The organism is Bradyrhizobium sp. USDA 3315, assembly GCF_054056795.1.
Genome location: NZ_JBSRYP010000001.1, coordinates 1,803,693 through 1,819,020, shown reverse-complemented (window position 1 = coordinate 1,819,020; position 15,328 = coordinate 1,803,693). Strand labels below are relative to the sequence as shown.

At 66.0% G+C, this 15,328-nt stretch carries 16 protein-coding genes; all 16 read right to left on the bottom strand.

The features are described 5' to 3' along the window. Positions 1 to 64: 64 nt before the first annotated feature. Positions 65 to 805 carry a tRNA (guanosine(46)-N7)-methyltransferase TrmB gene (trmB, locus tag ACVIYL_RS08370; RefSeq protein ID WP_456778244.1) on the bottom strand — a complete coding sequence of 247 codons (741 nt, stop codon included), beginning with the start codon at positions 803 to 805 and terminating at the stop codon, positions 65 to 67. Then, the gene (locus tag ACVIYL_RS08365) at positions 802 to 1,926 is read right to left on the bottom strand and encodes a M20 family metallopeptidase (protein ID WP_456778243.1); all 1,125 of its coding nucleotides are present in this window, start codon (positions 1,924 to 1,926) and stop codon (positions 802 to 804) included. Before ACVIYL_RS08365 ends, trmB begins: the two co-directional genes overlap by 4 nt. 181 nt (positions 1,927 to 2,107) lie before the next feature. Beyond that, positions 2,108 to 2,524: a helix-turn-helix domain-containing protein gene (locus tag ACVIYL_RS08360; protein WP_028335515.1), complete on the bottom strand. Its 417-nt coding sequence runs from the start codon at positions 2,522 to 2,524 to the stop codon at positions 2,108 to 2,110. 261 nt (positions 2,525 to 2,785) lie between these two features. Continuing rightward, entirely contained in the window at positions 2,786 to 4,399 is a 1,614-nt protein-coding gene (lnt, locus tag ACVIYL_RS08355) for an apolipoprotein N-acyltransferase (protein ID WP_456778242.1), read from the bottom strand. Continuing rightward, positions 4,396 to 5,508 carry a hemolysin family protein gene (locus ACVIYL_RS08350; RefSeq protein ID WP_456778241.1) on the bottom strand — a complete coding sequence of 371 codons (1,113 nt, stop codon included), beginning with the start codon at positions 5,506 to 5,508 and terminating at the stop codon, positions 4,396 to 4,398. Before ACVIYL_RS08350 ends, lnt begins: the two co-directional genes overlap by 4 nt. Before the next feature lies 1 nt (position 5,509). Next, entirely contained in the window at positions 5,510 to 6,013 is a 504-nt protein-coding gene (gene ybeY / locus ACVIYL_RS08345) for an rRNA maturation RNase YbeY (RefSeq protein WP_456778240.1), read from the bottom strand. Between the two features lie 68 nt (positions 6,014 to 6,081). Beyond that, complete coding sequence (locus ACVIYL_RS08340) at positions 6,082 to 7,152, bottom strand: PhoH family protein (protein ID WP_077231173.1); 1,071 nt, start codon at positions 7,150 to 7,152, stop codon at positions 6,082 to 6,084. A 5-nt stretch (positions 7,153 to 7,157) separates the two neighbouring features. After that, complete coding sequence (gene miaB / locus ACVIYL_RS08335) at positions 7,158 to 8,546, bottom strand: tRNA (N6-isopentenyl adenosine(37)-C2)-methylthiotransferase MiaB (protein ID WP_253588338.1); 1,389 nt, start codon at positions 8,544 to 8,546, stop codon at positions 7,158 to 7,160. Positions 8,547 to 8,750: 204 nt separating this feature from the next. Then, positions 8,751 to 9,431 carry an HAD family hydrolase gene (locus ACVIYL_RS08330; protein ID WP_456778239.1) on the bottom strand — a complete coding sequence of 227 codons (681 nt, stop codon included), beginning with the start codon at positions 9,429 to 9,431 and terminating at the stop codon, positions 8,751 to 8,753. A gap of 5 nt (positions 9,432 to 9,436) precedes the next feature. Beyond that, entirely contained in the window at positions 9,437 to 9,889 is a 453-nt protein-coding gene (locus ACVIYL_RS08325; RefSeq protein WP_016840396.1) for a Fur family transcriptional regulator, read from the bottom strand. A 77-nt stretch (positions 9,890 to 9,966) separates the two neighbouring features. Continuing rightward, positions 9,967 to 10,452, bottom strand: coding sequence for a ribosomal protein S18-alanine N-acetyltransferase (gene rimI, locus ACVIYL_RS08320; RefSeq protein ID WP_057015309.1), 486 nt, complete (start codon positions 10,450 to 10,452; stop codon positions 9,967 to 9,969). After that, on the bottom strand, positions 10,449 to 11,144 hold the full coding sequence (gene tsaB / locus ACVIYL_RS08315; protein WP_253605863.1) for a tRNA (adenosine(37)-N6)-threonylcarbamoyltransferase complex dimerization subunit type 1 TsaB: 696 nt from the start codon (positions 11,142 to 11,144) through the stop codon (positions 10,449 to 10,451). The genes rimI and tsaB overlap by 4 nt, the downstream gene beginning before the upstream one ends. Before the next feature lie 88 nt (positions 11,145 to 11,232). Beyond that, entirely contained in the window at positions 11,233 to 11,802 is a 570-nt protein-coding gene (locus ACVIYL_RS08310; protein WP_028335524.1) for a NifU family protein, read from the bottom strand. 201 nt (positions 11,803 to 12,003) lie between these two features. Continuing rightward, on the bottom strand, positions 12,004 to 12,498 hold the full coding sequence (locus ACVIYL_RS08305) for a universal stress protein (protein ID WP_028335525.1): 495 nt from the start codon (positions 12,496 to 12,498) through the stop codon (positions 12,004 to 12,006). An 88-nt stretch (positions 12,499 to 12,586) separates the two neighbouring features. Beyond that, a complete protein-coding gene (gene trpS, locus ACVIYL_RS08300) occupies positions 12,587 to 13,639 on the bottom strand; it encodes a tryptophan--tRNA ligase (protein ID WP_456778238.1) in 1,053 nt (350 codons plus the stop codon). A 65-nt stretch (positions 13,640 to 13,704) separates the two neighbouring features. Further along, complete coding sequence (gene murJ / locus ACVIYL_RS08295; protein WP_456778237.1) at positions 13,705 to 15,243, bottom strand: murein biosynthesis integral membrane protein MurJ; 1,539 nt, start codon at positions 15,241 to 15,243, stop codon at positions 13,705 to 13,707. Between the last annotated feature and the right edge of the window lie 85 nt (positions 15,244 to 15,328).

Genomic DNA, 15,328 nt, shown 5'->3' with positions numbered 1-15,328 from the left:
AGCGACGAACCCGGAATCTCGAGGTTCCGGGTTCGATGCTGCGCATCGCCCCGGAACGACGGCGTCAAGGCAAGCGCTTGAACCTCAAATACGCCGCCTTGCGCCCCTCGCGCTCGGCTTTGGCGCCGTAGCGCGTCATTGTGTAGTTCGGCCACGGCTGCTGCCAGTCGATCGCGCGCTCGGCGAGCCAGGCGAAGTCGGGCGAGCGCATCAGATGCGCCAGCGTCCAGGCGCAATAGTCGTCGATGTCGCTGACGAAGCGGAATTCGCCGCCCGGCGGCAGCAATCGTGTCATCGCAGCGACCGTTGCATCCTGCACGAAGCGCCGCTTCCAGTGCCGCCGCTTCGGCCAGGGATCGGGGTGAATCAGGTCGATGCGCGCAAGCGAGCGCGTCGGCGCCCAGGCCAGCAGTTCGGCCGCGTCGCCGGCGAACAGGCGGATATTGCCGATATTCAGCGCCTCGATCTGGGTCAGGATCTTCGCCATGCCGTTGACATAGGGCTCGCAGCCGATGAAGCCCGTGGTCGGAAAGGCCTGTGCTTCCGCGATCAGATGCTCGCCGCCGCCGAAGCCGATCTCGAGCCTGACATTCTCGATGCCGTCATCGAACAACTCGGTCAGCGCCTCGGGCGCGGGCGCCGAGATGTCGACCGCCAGATGCGGCAGCAGAGTGTCGATCAGGTCGGCCTGATGCGGGCGCAGCTTGTGGCCCTTGCGCCGTCCGAAGAACGAGCCGCGCGCATGCGCCATCGCGCCGTCGTCGGGGGAATCGCGATCGCCGCGGTCGCCTGGAGCCGGTGTCATCGCAGCGTTTGATAGAGACGGTGGAGCAGCCGCGCGCGCGGCTCGATCGACGAGATGTAGAGCTGCTCGTAATGGGTATGCGCGCCCTTGCCGTCGACGCCGAGGCCGTCGAGGGTCGCAGTGTGTGGCGCGGTGAAATTGCCGTCGGAGCCGCCGCCGGTGAACACATCCGCCAGCTCGAAGCCGAGCTCGGCGGCCAGCCCCTTGGCGTGCTCGTAGAGCGCGGCGCCGGCGTTGCTTTTCTCATAGGGCGGACGGTTCAATTCGCCCGATATCTTCACGCTGACGCCCTCGGTGCGTGAGGTGATTCCGAGGATCCTCGGCACCAGCTCGTCGGCGTCGGCCATCGTCGGCACGCGCATGTCGACTTCCGCATAGGCCTCCTCGGCGATCACGTTCGGCTTGGTGCCGCCGCGGACGACGCCGACATTGACGGTGACGCCGCGCTTCAGGTCGTTCATCGCCTCCAGCGCCTGGATCACATTGCCGAGCTCCCGGATCGCGCTGCGGCCGTCCTCGGGGCGCGTGCCGGCATGGGCCGGCGCGCCCTTGATGAACACGTCGAAACGCGCAACGCCCTTGCGTCCGGTGACGATCTTGCCGCCGTCGCGCGCCGGCTCGGTCACCAGCACGTATTTCGCCTTGCGGCCCTCGGCCTCGATCAGCGCCCGCGAGGTCGGGCTGCCGATCTCCTCGTCCGATACGTAGAGCTGGGTGATGCCGAGCGGCGGGCGCGCGTCGTCGGCGCAGACCTGCCTGAACGCATGATGGGCGAGGTAGGCTCCGCCCTTCATGTCGTAGATGCCGGGGCCGAAGGCGCTGTCGCCGTCGACCTTGAATGGTAACCGTTCGATGAATCCCATCGGATGAACTGTGTCGAGATGGCTCAGCACCAGGATGCCCGGCGCGTCCTGGCCCCAGGACGAGCGCGTCACCAGGTGATCGCCGCAGCCGTCGCGTCCCGCAATGCGCTCCACCGTGGCCGGCAGGTCGCGATAGCCCGACGCGACGAGATCAGCCAGCTTGTTGACCTGATCGGGCCGCTCGGTCGGAGATTCGATCTCGACCCAGCGGCGGATGCCGTCGAGAATCACGGCGGTTTCGAACGGATTGCTGGACATGCTGTTGTCGTCGCCTGTGAATTCGCTTTGTCATTGCGCGCACGCGCCGAAGCACGATCAGGAATCATGCTCAAAGGAGGCGCTCAAGCGCGATGATGCTCAAGCTGAGCTCATCGCGTTGGCGCGCGCGCCGGAATGGCATATTCCAGATTTGACGATCTCTCAAACGGATATGGCTGAATCAGGCCTGCTCGGCCGCCTCGCGCGCCGCGATCTGCTCGACCAGTTCGACGATGCTGCGGCGGAGCTTGGCGTCCGCAATCCGCGTGAAGGCGCGGGTCAGGGCCAGGCCCTCGGCGGTTGCCAGAAAATCGGAGACATAGGTCGGCGAGGCACCCTCGCTGAAGCCGTCGGCGGTCTTGACCCCGCTCGGGCCGCCGTCGAACAGGAAGGAGACCGGCACCTGCAGGATTTCGGAGATCTGCTGCAGCCGGCTGGCGCCGACGCGGTTGGTGCCCTTCTCGTATTTCTGCACCTGCTGGAACGTCAGGCCTAGCGCCTCGCCCAGTTTCTCCTGGCTCATGCCGAGCATGATGCGTCGCATACGGACGCGGCTGCCGACATATTTGTCAACAGGATTGGGCGCTTTGGTGGACATCTCCAACTCTCCTAAGGGATTGCGCGCCCGTGGATGAGGCAAGTTGGAAGTGGAGTATGCCTCAGGCGCCGGTGCCGTCAAATCCTGCAAGGAGGATCGGGACGAAATGCGGACAATTTGCGCAAAGGGGCTGACTTGGCTTGTGATTTCGCGTGGACCCGTACAATGCGAAGTGCACGGTCGATCTGTCAACTGGTGGAATCATACTGAGGTAAATTTCGACGTTTTTTCGGGTTCGTGACAACCGGCGATATGCAGCCGTCAGGGTTTTCGCCTCACAAACCGCCGCCGCAACACGAACGCCAGGGCTGTGATCACAATCACAGCGGCGGGGACGTTCCCGACACGCGCATAGATCGTCGGCGCGATGGCCGCCGGCAGGCCGGCATCGAGCACGCCTTCGATGCCGAGCCCGAGTTGTGCAACGATCCGGCCAACCGGGTCGATCACGGCCGAGATGCCCGTATTGGCGGCGCGGACCATCGGCAGGCCTTCCTCGATGGTGCGCAGCCGGGCCTGTTGCAGGTGCTGGTAAGGGCCGGTCGAAATTCCGAACCATCCGTCATTGGTGACATTGACGATCCAGCCGGGACGGTCGTCGCGGCTCACGACATTGCCGGGAAAGATCGCCTCGTAGCAGATCAGCGGCAGGGCGCGTGGTGCATTCGGAATATCGAGCGTGCGGCGGATCGTGCCGGGAATGTAGCCGCCCTGCACCTTGGTGAGCTGCACGAAGCCGAGCTTCTCCATCCAGTCCTGGAACGGCAGATATTCTCCGAACGGGACTAGATGCAGCTTGTCGTAGACCGCGAGCACGCTGCCGTCGTGGTCGATGACGTAGATGGAATTATAGGCGCGCGTGACGCGGACGCCGGGCGGCAGATCGGGCGCGCGCACCGAACCCGTGATCAGCACGGTTCCCTTCGGCAGCAGGTCGGCGATCTGCGCCATCGCGTCGGTTTCCTTGGTCAGGAAGAACGGAAACGCGGATTCCGGCCAGATCAGGATGGTGGCATCCTTCGCGCCGGTGGCATGCGGCCCGGAGGCGCGATCCGACAGGGTGAGATATTTCTGCATCACCGCCGCCTTGGCGGAGTAGTTGAACTTGGCGTCCTGCTGCAAATCGGGCTGCATGATGCGCAGCTTGACGCCGTCGACCATCCTGGTCGGCTGCTGCGCGAGGCGGACCACGCCGAACGCCAGCATCGCCGCCAGCACCAGCACCGCGGCCACCGGCGCGCGCCACGGCTTGCGGCCGCGCGAGCCGCCGTCGATCAACACGGCCGGGCTTGCGAAGATCGCGACGGCCAGGAACGTCATGCCCCACAGCCCGATCAGCGACGCGGTCTGCGCCAGCGCCAGCGGCTCGGCCAGTGCGTAGCCGAACGCATTCCACGGAAAGCCGCTGAGGAGATGGCCGCGCAGCCATTCCGAAATCGTCAGGCTGACCGCGAGCGCCAGCACGCGCGAGGCGTCGCGCGGCCAGATCAGCCGCGCCAGCGCGAAGCCGAAGGCGGTGAACAAAGCGAGATAGGCAGGCAGGCCGAGCACCGCGAACGGCGTCAGCCAGGCGAAGGTGTCCGCATCGACGAAGAAGGCGTAGCCGATCCAGTACAGTCCCGGCACGAAATAGCCGAGGCCGAACCAGAAGCCGGACAGCGCCGCGGCAGGCAGACCGCGCCAGCGGCCGGCCGCGCTGCCGTCGATCAGCCAGACCGCGATGGAAAAGGTGAGAAACAGAACCGGCCAGGCGTTGAACGGCGCCATCGCCAGCGCAGACAGCGCGCCGGCCGTGAGCGCGAGGACGGCGCGTTTCCATCCCCAGGTCAGGATGATTGCAAGGCCGATCGATCGGAGCTTGTCGGACAGCCTCACTGCGGACCGGCTCCCTCGCCGGGCGGCGGCATGTTGTCATTCGCCTGCGGGTTTCCGGAGTCCGGCGACTGCTCGCGGCGCCGCTCGCGCTCCTTGCGCGGCGTCGGCCGCTCCTTGCGCGCGGTGATGCGCACGCGCTTGACCCGCCGCGGATCGGCGTCGAGCACCTCGACCTCGTAATTGCCGGGCCCCGAAATCACCTCGCCGCGTACCGGCAGGCGCCCGACGAACGATACGAGGTAGCCGCCGAGCGTCTCGACCTCCTCGCCGGCGTCGCCGATCACGAAATCCTCGCCGATCACTGAGCGGACATCGTCCAGGCTGGCGCGCGCGTCGGCGATGAAGGAGTTGTCCGGCTGGCGCACGATGGACGGCGGCTCGTCGGAATCGTGCTCGTCGTCGATCTCGCCGACGATCTGCTCGACGATATCCTCGATCGACACCAGCCCGTCGGTGCCGCCATATTCGTCGACCACCAAAGCGAGATGGATCCGCGAGGCCTGCATCTGCGCCAACAGGTCGATCGCGCGCATCGATGGCGGGATGTAGAGCAGCTTACGGATGATATTGGCTTCCGACAACGGCAGCGCGAGGTCGACGCTGCGCAGATCGAGCCCGGCCGGGAACGGCTTCTTGCGCCGCGTCTTGGTCATGTCGGTGACGCGGGCCTTCGCGGTCATGAAGGCGAGCAGGTCGCGGATGTGCACCATGCCTTCGGGGTCGTCGAGGGTTTCGTTGTAGACGACGAGCCGCGAATGCGCCGCGCTCTCGAACAGGCTCATCAATTCGCCGAGCGGGATGTCGCGCTTGACCGCGACGATGTCGGCGCGATGCACCATGACGTCGGCGATCCGCCGCTCGTTCAGCGACAGGATGTTGCGCAGCATGGTGCGCTCGATCGCCGAGAAGCCGACGTCGTCGGGCGTCGAGGCGTCGAGCACCACCTGCAAATCGTCGCGCACCGAGCCGGCCTTCCAGCCGAACAGGGTGCGGATCGCGCGCACCAGCCAGCCCTCGGCCGCCGGGCGCTGCACCTCGCCCTCGTGCACCACGGCGGGCAGGTTGCTCACGTTGCGCGGGTTGTCGTGCGTCGGTTCGGAATCCGGCATGTCAGGCGATCCGATCCGCATAGGGGTCGGGAATGCCGAGGGAAGAGAGGATCTCGCGCTCGAGCGCCTCCATGTTCTCGGCATCGTCGTCGTTCTCGTGGTCGTAACCGATCAGGTGCAGGAAGCCATGCACCGCGAGATGGCTCAAATGATGGTCGAACGGTTTCTGTTCTTCATCGGCTTCCCGCCGTGTCGTCTCATAGGCGATCGCGATGTCGCCGAGCATGCGCGGGGCGTCGTCAGGTCCGCCGCCGGCGGCGCCCTCCGGCTGCAGCGCCGGGAACGACAGCACGTTGGTCGGCTTGTCGATGCTGCGCCAGTTGGCGTTGAGCGTGCGGATACCGGCATCGTCGGTCAGCATCACCGCAAGCTCGGCGTCGGCGACATCGGAATCGGCGATTTCAGCGGCAGCCTCGATGGCGCGGTGGATCACCGCGTCGGCATTGGGCTCGGCCTGCCAGCATTCGGCGGTGACGAGAACCTCGGTGGCAGGAAAAGCGGACACGTTGGTTTCAAAATCTGCGTTATGGCCGGATCCCGCATCGTGCGGGCTCGCGGCCGAAGCTATTGGTCTCAAGATCTGGCGTTTGCCGGCTTTTGCGGCAATCCCTCATAGGCGGCCACGATGCGCGCCACCAATTCATGGCGGATGACGTCCTCGGCCTTGAAATGCACCTGGGCGATGCCCTCGACGCCGTCGAGCAGCTTCACGGCTTCCGTGAGGCCCGAGGCCTGGCCATGCGGCAGGTCGACCTGCGACGGGTCGCCGGTGACGATCATCCGGCTGTTCTCGCCGAGACGCGTCAGGAACATCTTCATCTGCATCGTCGTGGTGTTCTGCGCCTCGTCGAGGATGATGGCGGCATTGGTCAGGGTGCGGCCGCGCATGAAGGCGAGCGGGGCGATCTCGATCTCGTTGCCCTGCAGCGCGCGCTCGACGACGCGGGCGTCCATCAGATCGTACAGCGCGTCATAGATCGGGCGCAGATACGGATCGACCTTCTCCTTGAGGTCGCCGGGCAGGAAGCCGAGCCGCTCGCCGGCTTCCACCGCGGGCCGCGTCAGGATGATGCGATCGACCTCCTTGCGCTCGAACAGCTGCGCGGCGTGGGCGACCGCGAGCCAGGTCTTGCCGGTGCCGGCCGGGCCGATGCCGAACACCAGCTCATGCCGCTTCAGAGCGCGGATGTAGGAATCCTGCGCCGCGGTGCGGGCGCGCACCGGACGCTTGCGCAGATTGATGGTCTCGAAGGTCGGCTTGGCGGTCTTGTTGTCGAATTCGAACAGCGAGCCCTGTGCGATCACGGCGCGGATCGCGCCTTCGACCTCGCCCTGATCGAGGTCGTGTCCTTCGACGGCCTGCGCGTAGAGCGTCTCCAGCACGCGCCGCGCCGCGTCGCAGCCGTCGCGGGAGCCTGCGATGGTGAGATGATTGCCGCGGGAATCGACCACGACGCCGAGCCGCCGCTCGATCAGCGCCAGATTCTGTCCGTAGGGGCCGACCAGCGCGGATGCCGCGCGGTTGTCGTCGAAATCGATGACGACCTGAGTTTCAGGGGGCCGGGTCTCAGGTGGCATTTGCATGTCGCGGTCAGGTTTGCGGCTGGGAGCGAGCGAAGACGAATCCGATGCGCTTTTGGGCAAGGATTTCAGGCTCCAATGGTCTGCGAAATGAGGCCGGGCACGGGTCGCGTCGCGAGCTCGCCGATCAGGCTGTAGCGCTCGAGGCTGTCGATCCTCACCGGGAGGACCTGGCCGATGATGTCAGGCGACGCCATCACATGGGCGGGCTGCAGATAGGCGGTACGGCCGACGATCTGGCCCGGATTGCGCGCGGCGCGCTCGAACAGCACATCGACCGTTGTGCCAATCGCAGCCCGGTTGAAGGCCGATTGCTGGCTGTCGATCAATTCCTGAAGCCGCCCCAAGCGCTCGTCCATCTCGGCTGCTGACACTGTCTCCCGCATCTCCGCCGCCGGCGTGCCCGGCCGTGGCGAATACTTGAATGAATACGCCGCAGCGTATCCGATTTGCGTGACAAGCGCGAGGGTGGCGGAAAATTCTTCCGCGGTCTCTCCGGGGAAGCCCACGATAAAATCTGATGAAAAAGCAATGTCTTGCCGCGCGGCGCGGAACCGGTCGATGACACGCCGGTAGTCATCGGCGGTATGTTTGCGGTTCATGGCGGCAAGGATCCGGTCCGACCCCGATTGCACCGGCAGGTGCACGAACGGCATCAATTCGGGCAAATCGCGATGGGCCGCGATCAGGGCGTCGTCGACGTCGCGCGGATGGCTGGTCGAATAGCGCAGCCGCGCGACGCCGGGGATCTCGGCGAGGCGCTGCAACAATTTGCCGAGCGGCCAGACGCGGCCGTCGGGGCCTTCGCCATGATAGGCGTTGACGTTCTGTCCGATCAGCGTGAATTCGCGCACGCCATTGTCAGCGAGCTGCTTCACATCGTCGATGATCCTGGCGACCGGACGCGAGACTTCCGCGCCGCGCGTGTAGGGCACCACGCAGAAGGTGCAGAACTTGTCGCAACCTTCCTGCACCGTGACGAAGGCGGAGATGCCGCGGGCGCGGATCGCATCCGGCTTCGGCTGCGGCAGGAAGCCGAACTTGTCCTCGACCGGGAATTCCGTTTCCAGCGCGCGGCCGTTTGCCTTGGCGCGCTTCAAGAGCTCGGGCAGATGATGATAGCTCTGCGGCCCGACCACGATGTCGACGGTCGGCGCGCGATGGATGATCTCTGCGCCTTCGGCCTGCGCGACGCAGCCGGCGACCGCGATCTTCATCTCGCGGCCCGCCCGCGCGGCCTCGTCCTTGGCGACGCGCAGCCGCCCGAGCTCGGAATAGACTTTCTCCGACGCCTTCTCGCGAATGTGGCAAGTGTTGAGGATGACGAGGTCGGCGTCTTCGGCGCTCGCGGTCTCGACAAAGCCCTCGCCGGCCAGCGTGTCCGCCATGCGTTGCGCATCGTAGACATTCATCTGGCAGCCATAGGACTTGATGTGCAGCTTGCGCGGCGTCGTCATGGAACCCTGAGAGTGAAAAATGGAAACGGCGCCATCGGGGCGCCGAGGCTGAAATATAGCTTAAACCGGGGAAAATCCAGCGGTCTGGACGTCATTCCGGGGCGATGCGTCAGCATCGAACCTCAGGTGCGCAATTGCGCACCGGGGAATCTCGAGATTCCGGGTTCGCTCCCTTCGGTCGCGCCCCGGAATGACCTCGCAGGGTCAGTCAGCGCTCGCCGTGGCCCCCACCCGGGCGATCAAATCGGGCAATTTCCGCATATCGGCGAAGGTGACGGCCGCGCCGGCCTGGCGCAGCATGTCCTCGTGTTCCGCCGTGCAATGGCTGCCGCCGTAAAAACCGAGCACGGTCATCCCGGCGGCGCGGGCGCCGGTGACGCCGGCCACGCTGTCCTCGATCACGACGCAACGCGCAGGGGTCACGCCCATCTGCGTGGCCGCGAACAGGAAGAGATCGGGCGCCGGCTTGCCGCGCTTGACCTGCGTGGCGGAGAAAATATGCGGTGCGAGCTGGTCGTAGAGCCCGGCGCAGGTCAGGCCGTGATGGATCTTTTCCGGCGTGCCGCTCGACGCCACGCATTTCGGCAAGCCGAGCGCGGCAATGGCGTCACCGACATGCGCGATGGCGCTGAGATCGTCGGCATAGAAACTGAGCGTCGCGTGCTTGACCTCGGCCTCGAAGGTCTCGGGCAGCGCGCGGCCGATCTCGGTCTCGACAATCCGCCGCGCCTCGCGGTCGGACACGCCGAGGAAGCGCTTCAGCACGCCGTCAGGCGTAATCGGAAAGCCGTGCCGCGTCAGCGTCTCCGCATGCGCGCGACAGGAGATCACCTCGCTGTCGACCAGCACGCCGTCGCAATCGAAGATGACGAGGTCGAAACTCACCCGGCTTACGACTTGCTGTCTTCGTCGAGCGGGACGCAATACAGCTCGAGACGGTGATCGACCAGCTTGTAGCCGAGCTTGCGCGCGATCTCGGCCTGCAGCTTCTCGATTTCCTCGGAGGTGAACTCGATCACCTTGCCGTCGCGCAGATTGATCAGGTGGTCGTGATGGCTCTCGGGCATCTGCTCGTAGCGCGCGCGGCCCTCGCGGAAGTCGTGGCGCTCGATGATGCCGGCATCCTCGAACAGCTTGACGGTGCGATAGACGGTCGAGATCGAGATCTTGTCGTCGACCGCCACGCAGCGGCGATAGAGCTCCTCGACGTCAGGGTGATCCATGGCCTCCGCCAGCACGCGTGCGATCACACGGCGCTGTTCGGTCATGCGCATGCCGGTCGCGGCGCAGCGCGCCTCGATGCCGGTATTCTTCTGCGCAGGCGTGATTTTCACCGTCGTCATGGGTCCTTGGCAGGTCCTTGGCCAGTCCTTGGGCCTTGGATGGCAGAGCAGGGCGCTGTTCTGCCATCGCGCCGATGTTACGACAAGTCGCGGCGCATCAGAAGCGCGTTCAAATGTTCCCCGCCGGGCTGCTTGTAGTAGCGTTCGCGGCGGCCGATCACGCCGAATCCGGCCTTTTCGTAGAGCCGTCGCGCCGGCTGATTGTTCTCTTCCACCTCGAGGAAGATGGTGCGGATGCCGCGGCCGGCAAGATGGCCGAGATGGGTCAGCAGCAGGTCGCGCGACAGGCCGCGGCCGCGCTGATTGGAATCGATCGCAATCGACAGAATTTCGGCTTCGTCCGCTGCCATCCGTGAGACGGCAAAGCCGATCACCTTGCGTCCCTGCCGCAGCCGGTGCACCAGCGTGTTGCGCTCGGTCAGCATCGCCTCGAATTCGCCCTCGCCCCAGCCGCGATGAAACGACGCGCCGTGCAATTGCGCGAGCCGCGCCGCATCGCGCAGCGATGCAGGCTCGACCGCGGGCGGACCGCCGCCCCACCATCGTGACAGCCAGCCGATCATGTCGATCGCGGCGTGCTGATTTCGAGCCGGTCCTTTGGCGGCTTGGCGTCGGGCGCACGTAGATAGAACGGCCGCGGCGGCGCGGTTTCAGGATCCACGGCCGCGCCGATCCAGGCGACCCAGGTAATATCGGGCGCGGGCTGCCGGTCGACCTTGACCGGCGGTGCTGCGTCGGCGGGCCAGCGCTCGGCGAGGATATCGGCGGCGTTGCCGACCAGATGCAGCGCGCCGTGTTGGGAGGCCTCGAGCGCTTCCGCGATCGGCGCCACCTTCGGCTTGATGATCGGGCTGCCGTCGCCGCCGACCAGCTGGAAATAGACGTGATCATGCCGCGCATCGATCGCCGACAGGATCGCGGCCGCGCCATTCTCGGCGACGACGGGCGCGGCGTAGGCGGCGAGCGTCGACAGTCCGACCACCGGCTTTTCCGCGGCCAGCGCCAGGCCGCGCGCCGCCGAGAGGCCGACGCGCAGGCCAGTGAAACTGCCGGGGCCGGTGGTGACGGCGATGCGGTCGAGCCCGGCAAAGCCGATGCCGCTCTCTTTCATCACCCGAGCGATCAGCGGCATCAGCGCCTCGGCATGGCCGCGCTGCATCGCCTGCGATTCAATGGCGATTGTATTGCCGGAGGTGGTGTCGAGCACCGCCGCGGAGCAGGCGTCGAGCGCCGTATCGATGGCGAGAATCATCATGGGAGGGCGAATGGCGAATAGGGAATGGCGAACAGGGATCCAGAGGAGAATGCTATTCGCGATTCGCCACTCGCCATTCGCCGCTCCATCACATCGGCCGGACTTCCTGCACGTCGGGCACGAAGTGCCGGAGCAGGTTCTGGATGCCGTGTTGCAGGGTTGCGGTCGATGACGGGCAGCCGGCGCAGGAGCCCTTCATGTTGAGGTAGACGATGCCGTCCTTGAAGCCGCGGAAGGTGATGTCGCCGCCGTCATTGGCGACCGCGGGACGCACGCGGGTCTCGATCAGGTCCTTGATCTGCTCGACCGTCTCGGCGTCGGCCTCGTCGAAGAACTCGTCTTCCTCATCGCGGGCGTCGTCGCTGGCCGCGGTGCCGTCGGCGAGCAGCGGCGCGCCGGACATGTAGTGCTCCATGATGGCGCCGAGGATCGCGGGCTTGAGGTGCTGCCAGTCGCCGTCCGCCTTGGTCACGGTGATGAAGTCGCCGCCGTAGAACACGCCGGTGACGCCGGATACGGCGAACAGCCGTTCGGCGAGCGGCGAGCGTGCGGCGGATTCGGGCGAGGAGAATTCCATGGTGCCGCTGTCGAGCACCATGCGGCCCGGGATGAATTTCAGCGTGGCGGGATTGGGCGTGGCTTCGGTCTGAATGAACATCTGCTGTCTCCGGCGTCGCCGGTTCAAGGCCGGCGCGTTGGGTTCCATTATAGCGTTTTCGAGCGAAGTGACACCGGTTCGCGAAGAAAACGCGTCAAATCAAGGAGTCAGATGGCAACTAAAAAGCCCGCGATCAAGCCGCAAAACCGCGGTTCCAGGCGCATACCCATGCCCGGAAGCGGGTCCGGCGCCGGTAACGCGTTAGGACAGGGCGTCGATCTCGGCGTCGGTCAGGCCGCCCGGCACGATGGTTACCGGGATCGGGAATGCCCCCATGGTCTTGGCCATGGTGGTGATGATCGGCCCGGGCCCCTCGGCGCCCGGGTTGGCGGCCAGCACCAGCGCTGCGATATCGACGTCCTTGTCGATCACGTCGAGGATCTGTTCGATCGGGTCGCCCTCTCGAATCACCCGCTCCGGGGTGATCGCGGCGATGCCGTTGGCGCGGCCGGCGGCGCGGTCGAGCGCCTCGTTGGCGGCCTCCTCGGCCTCCGCGCGCATGATGTCGGCGACCCCGAGCCATTGCTGGTTCTGGTCCTCGGTCTCGATCACCCGCAGCATCACGACGCCGCCGCCGACCCGGATCGCCCACCGGCTGGCGTAATAGACTGCGCGGTCCCATTCCGCAGTGTCGTCAACGATGACGAGGCATTTCGGCTTGTGACCTGACTCGTAGCTTCGTCGCTGGGTGGTCATGCATGTCCCGGTGCTGAACCAAACCAACCGATGGTGCCATACTCCCTCGCCGTTTGGGAGAGGGAGCGCGCAGTTCCTGCCTTGTGTGTCAGCGCGGGCGGATGAAGCCGACGATATCCTTGGTGATGCGCATGGTCTCGTCGGCGATGCCGCGGGCGCGGTTGGCGCCGTCGGCGAGGACCGCGTCGACATGGCCGGGATCGGCGACCAGCTTCTTCATCTCGGAGGCGATCGGCGCCAGTTTCGCGACGCAAACCTCGACCAGCGCGTTCTTGAAGCTGGAGAACTGCCCGCCGCCGAACTGCGTCAGCACCTCCTGCTTGGAGATGCCGGCCAGCGCCGCGTAGATGCCGACCAGGTTGTCGGCCTCGGGGCGCGTCTCCAGGCCCTTTGCCTCCGACGGCAGCGGCTCCGGATCGGTCTTCGCCTTGCGGATCTTCTGCGCGATGGTGTCGGCGTCGTCGGTGAGGTTGATGCGCGAATTGTCCGACGCATCCGACTTCGACATCTTCTTGGTGCCGTCGCGCAGGCTCATCACCCGCGTCGCCGGCCCCGTGATCAGCGGCTCGGGCTGCGGGAAGAACAGGCCGTCGGCGAAACCATGACCACGAATTGAATCAGCGAAATCGTTGTTGAACTTCTGCGCGATGTCGCGGGACAGCTCCAGATGCTGCTTCTGGTCCTCGCCGACCGGCACATGGGTCGCGCGGTAGAGCAGGATGTCGGCGGCCATCAGCACCGGATAGTCGTAGAGGCCGACCGAGGCGTTCTCGCGGTCCTTGCCGGCCTTCTCCTTGAACTGCGTCATGCGGTTCAGCCAGCCGATCCGCGCGACGCAGTTGAAGATCCAGGTCAGCTCGGCATGGCCGGCGATCTGGCTCTGGTTGAACACGATGTGCTTCTTGGCATCGATGCCGGCGGCGATGAAGGCCGCGGTGACCTCGCGGGTGTTGCGGGCGAGCTCGGCCGGGCCGCCCCAGACCTCGACGCCCTGCGTGATCGCATGCATGTCGACGACGCAATAGATGCAGTTGTGGGTCTGCTGCATCTTCACGAAGTTGACGATGGCGCCGAGGTAGTTGCCGAGGTGCAGATTGCCCGTCGGCTGGACGCCTGAGAAAACCCGTTCAACGAACGCCATGGTCTAATTCCCGGAAATGGCTAGTTTTGCCGCGTCGTTTGCCACTTAAGCTCCGCGCGCGCAAGTCAGGCGGGGCGCCTTTGCCTGACGGCGTTAACCGCCTCGCGCCAGCCGGTGACGCCGAAAAGCTGCAAGAACAGCCCGTAAGCGGCGATACCTGCCGCGATCAGCACGAGCAGGGAGGCTGCTTGCACGAAACCGTGGCTGCCGGCTGACGGCAGCCCGCCCTCCGCGAGCCAGAGCAGGGCGCCCATCGCGAGCGCCGCGGCCAGGATGCGTGGCAGCCGGCGGCGCGCATCGGCGTCGATCGAGAAGCCGAAGGTCGCGGCTCCCTTGCGGATCAGTGCCAGTGCGTTGCTCCAGGCGCCGAGCGCGATGCCTGCGGCAATTCCGCTCGCCCCGAAGAGATGGCCGAGCAGGAAGGCCGCCGCAATCGCCACCACGACCGCTTTCAGCGTCGCGAGCAGCGGCGTCAGAGTGTCCTCGCGCGCAAAGAATGCCGGCGACAGCGCCTTCACCAGCACATGCGCCGGCAAGGCCAGCGTCAGCCAGATCAAGGCTTGCGCGGTTGCCGCGCTATCCTGGGCGGTGAACGCGCCGTGCTCGAACAGCATCCGCACGATCGGTTCGCTCAGCACCATCAGGCCGAGCGTCGCCGGCAGCGCCAGCCCGACCGCGAGCTCGAGGGCACGTGATTCCGCATGCGCGATTGCGCTGGATTCGCCGCTGCGCACGGCGCGCGTCATCTCCGGGATCAGCACGGTGCCCATGGCGACGCCGACAATGCCGAGCGGCAGCTCGAGCAGGCGGTTGGCGAAATAGAGCCAGGACACCGCCGACGGCGAGGTCGATGCGATCACCGCGCCTGCCACCATCAGCCATTGCGGCGCGCTACTCGCGACCATGCCGGGGATCGCGCGGCCGAGAAAGCCGCGCATGTCAGGATCGAAGGACACGCGGAGCGGCGAGGCGAGCCTTGCGCCGCGCAGCGCCAGCATCGACAGTTGCAGGAAGCCGGCGATGCCGATCGTTGCCGCCATGACAATCGCGGCCTGCGCCGGCTCCTGCTGCCGCACCAGCAGCACGGCCATCACCGATATCAGCGCGATGTTGAACAACAGCGGCGAGAACGCGGTCAGCGCGAAACGTCCCTGGGCGCTGAGCAGCGCCATCATCACGGTGACCGGGCCGGCGAAGGCGAGATAGGGCAGCATCAGCCTTGCATCGTCGACGGCGAATTGCAGCGTGTCGCGGCCGACAAAACCCGGCGCGATCGCCGCGATCACCAGCGGCATCAGCAGGCCGATGACGAGCGCGGATGCGATCACCGCGGCGCTGACGGTGCCGAGCACGCGGCCGGCAAAGGCGGTTGCCGCCTCCAAGCCGCCGGCATCGCGTGCCTTCAGCCAGGCCGGCACCAGGGCGGCATTCAGTCCGCCCTCGGACAACAGCCGTCGCACAACATTCACAAGCTGGAATGCCGCCAGGAAGGCATCCGCCACCGGTCCCGCGCCCAGCAGCGCCGCGATCGCGGAATCGCGCACGAAGCCGAGCAGTCGCGAGGCCAGCGTTCCCGAGGAGACCGTGAGGAAGGAGCGGAACATGAGGTCTGTATAGCAGCAGCGCGCTTTGCTGCCAGCGGCACTCTAACGGACCCGTCATCCTGAGAGCCTGACTGAAAAATGGGTG

Coding starts and splice junctions, on each gene's coding strand:
- rimI (WP_057015309.1), bottom strand. CDS start 10,452: ATGATCGGCTGGCTGTCACGATGGTGGGGCGGCGGTCCGCCCGCGGTC.
- ACVIYL_RS08360 (WP_028335515.1), bottom strand. CDS start 2,524: ATGTCCACCAAAGCGCCCAATCCTGTTGACAAATATGTCGGCAGCCGC.
- ACVIYL_RS08365 (WP_456778243.1), bottom strand. CDS start 1,926: ATGTCCAGCAATCCGTTCGAAACCGCCGTGATTCTCGACGGCATCCGC.
- murJ (WP_456778237.1), bottom strand. CDS start 15,243: ATGTTCCGCTCCTTCCTCACGGTCTCCTCGGGAACGCTGGCCTCGCGA.
- ACVIYL_RS08350 (WP_456778241.1), bottom strand. CDS start 5,508: ATGCCGGATTCCGAACCGACGCACGACAACCCGCGCAACGTGAGCAAC.
- tsaB (WP_253605863.1), bottom strand. CDS start 11,144: ATGATGATTCTCGCCATCGATACGGCGCTCGACGCCTGCTCCGCGGCG.
- trpS (WP_456778238.1), bottom strand. CDS start 13,639: ATGGCGTTCGTTGAACGGGTTTTCTCAGGCGTCCAGCCGACGGGCAAT.
- ACVIYL_RS08325 (WP_016840396.1), bottom strand. CDS start 9,889: ATGACGACGGTGAAAATCACGCCTGCGCAGAAGAATACCGGCATCGAG.
- ACVIYL_RS08305 (WP_028335525.1), bottom strand. CDS start 12,498: ATGACCACCCAGCGACGAAGCTACGAGTCAGGTCACAAGCCGAAATGC.
- trmB (WP_456778244.1), bottom strand. CDS start 805: ATGACACCGGCTCCAGGCGACCGCGGCGATCGCGATTCCCCCGACGAC.
- miaB (WP_253588338.1), bottom strand. CDS start 8,546: ATGACGACGCCGCGCAAGCTGCACATCAAGTCCTATGGCTGCCAGATG.
- ACVIYL_RS08310 (WP_028335524.1), bottom strand. CDS start 11,802: ATGTTCATTCAGACCGAAGCCACGCCCAATCCCGCCACGCTGAAATTC.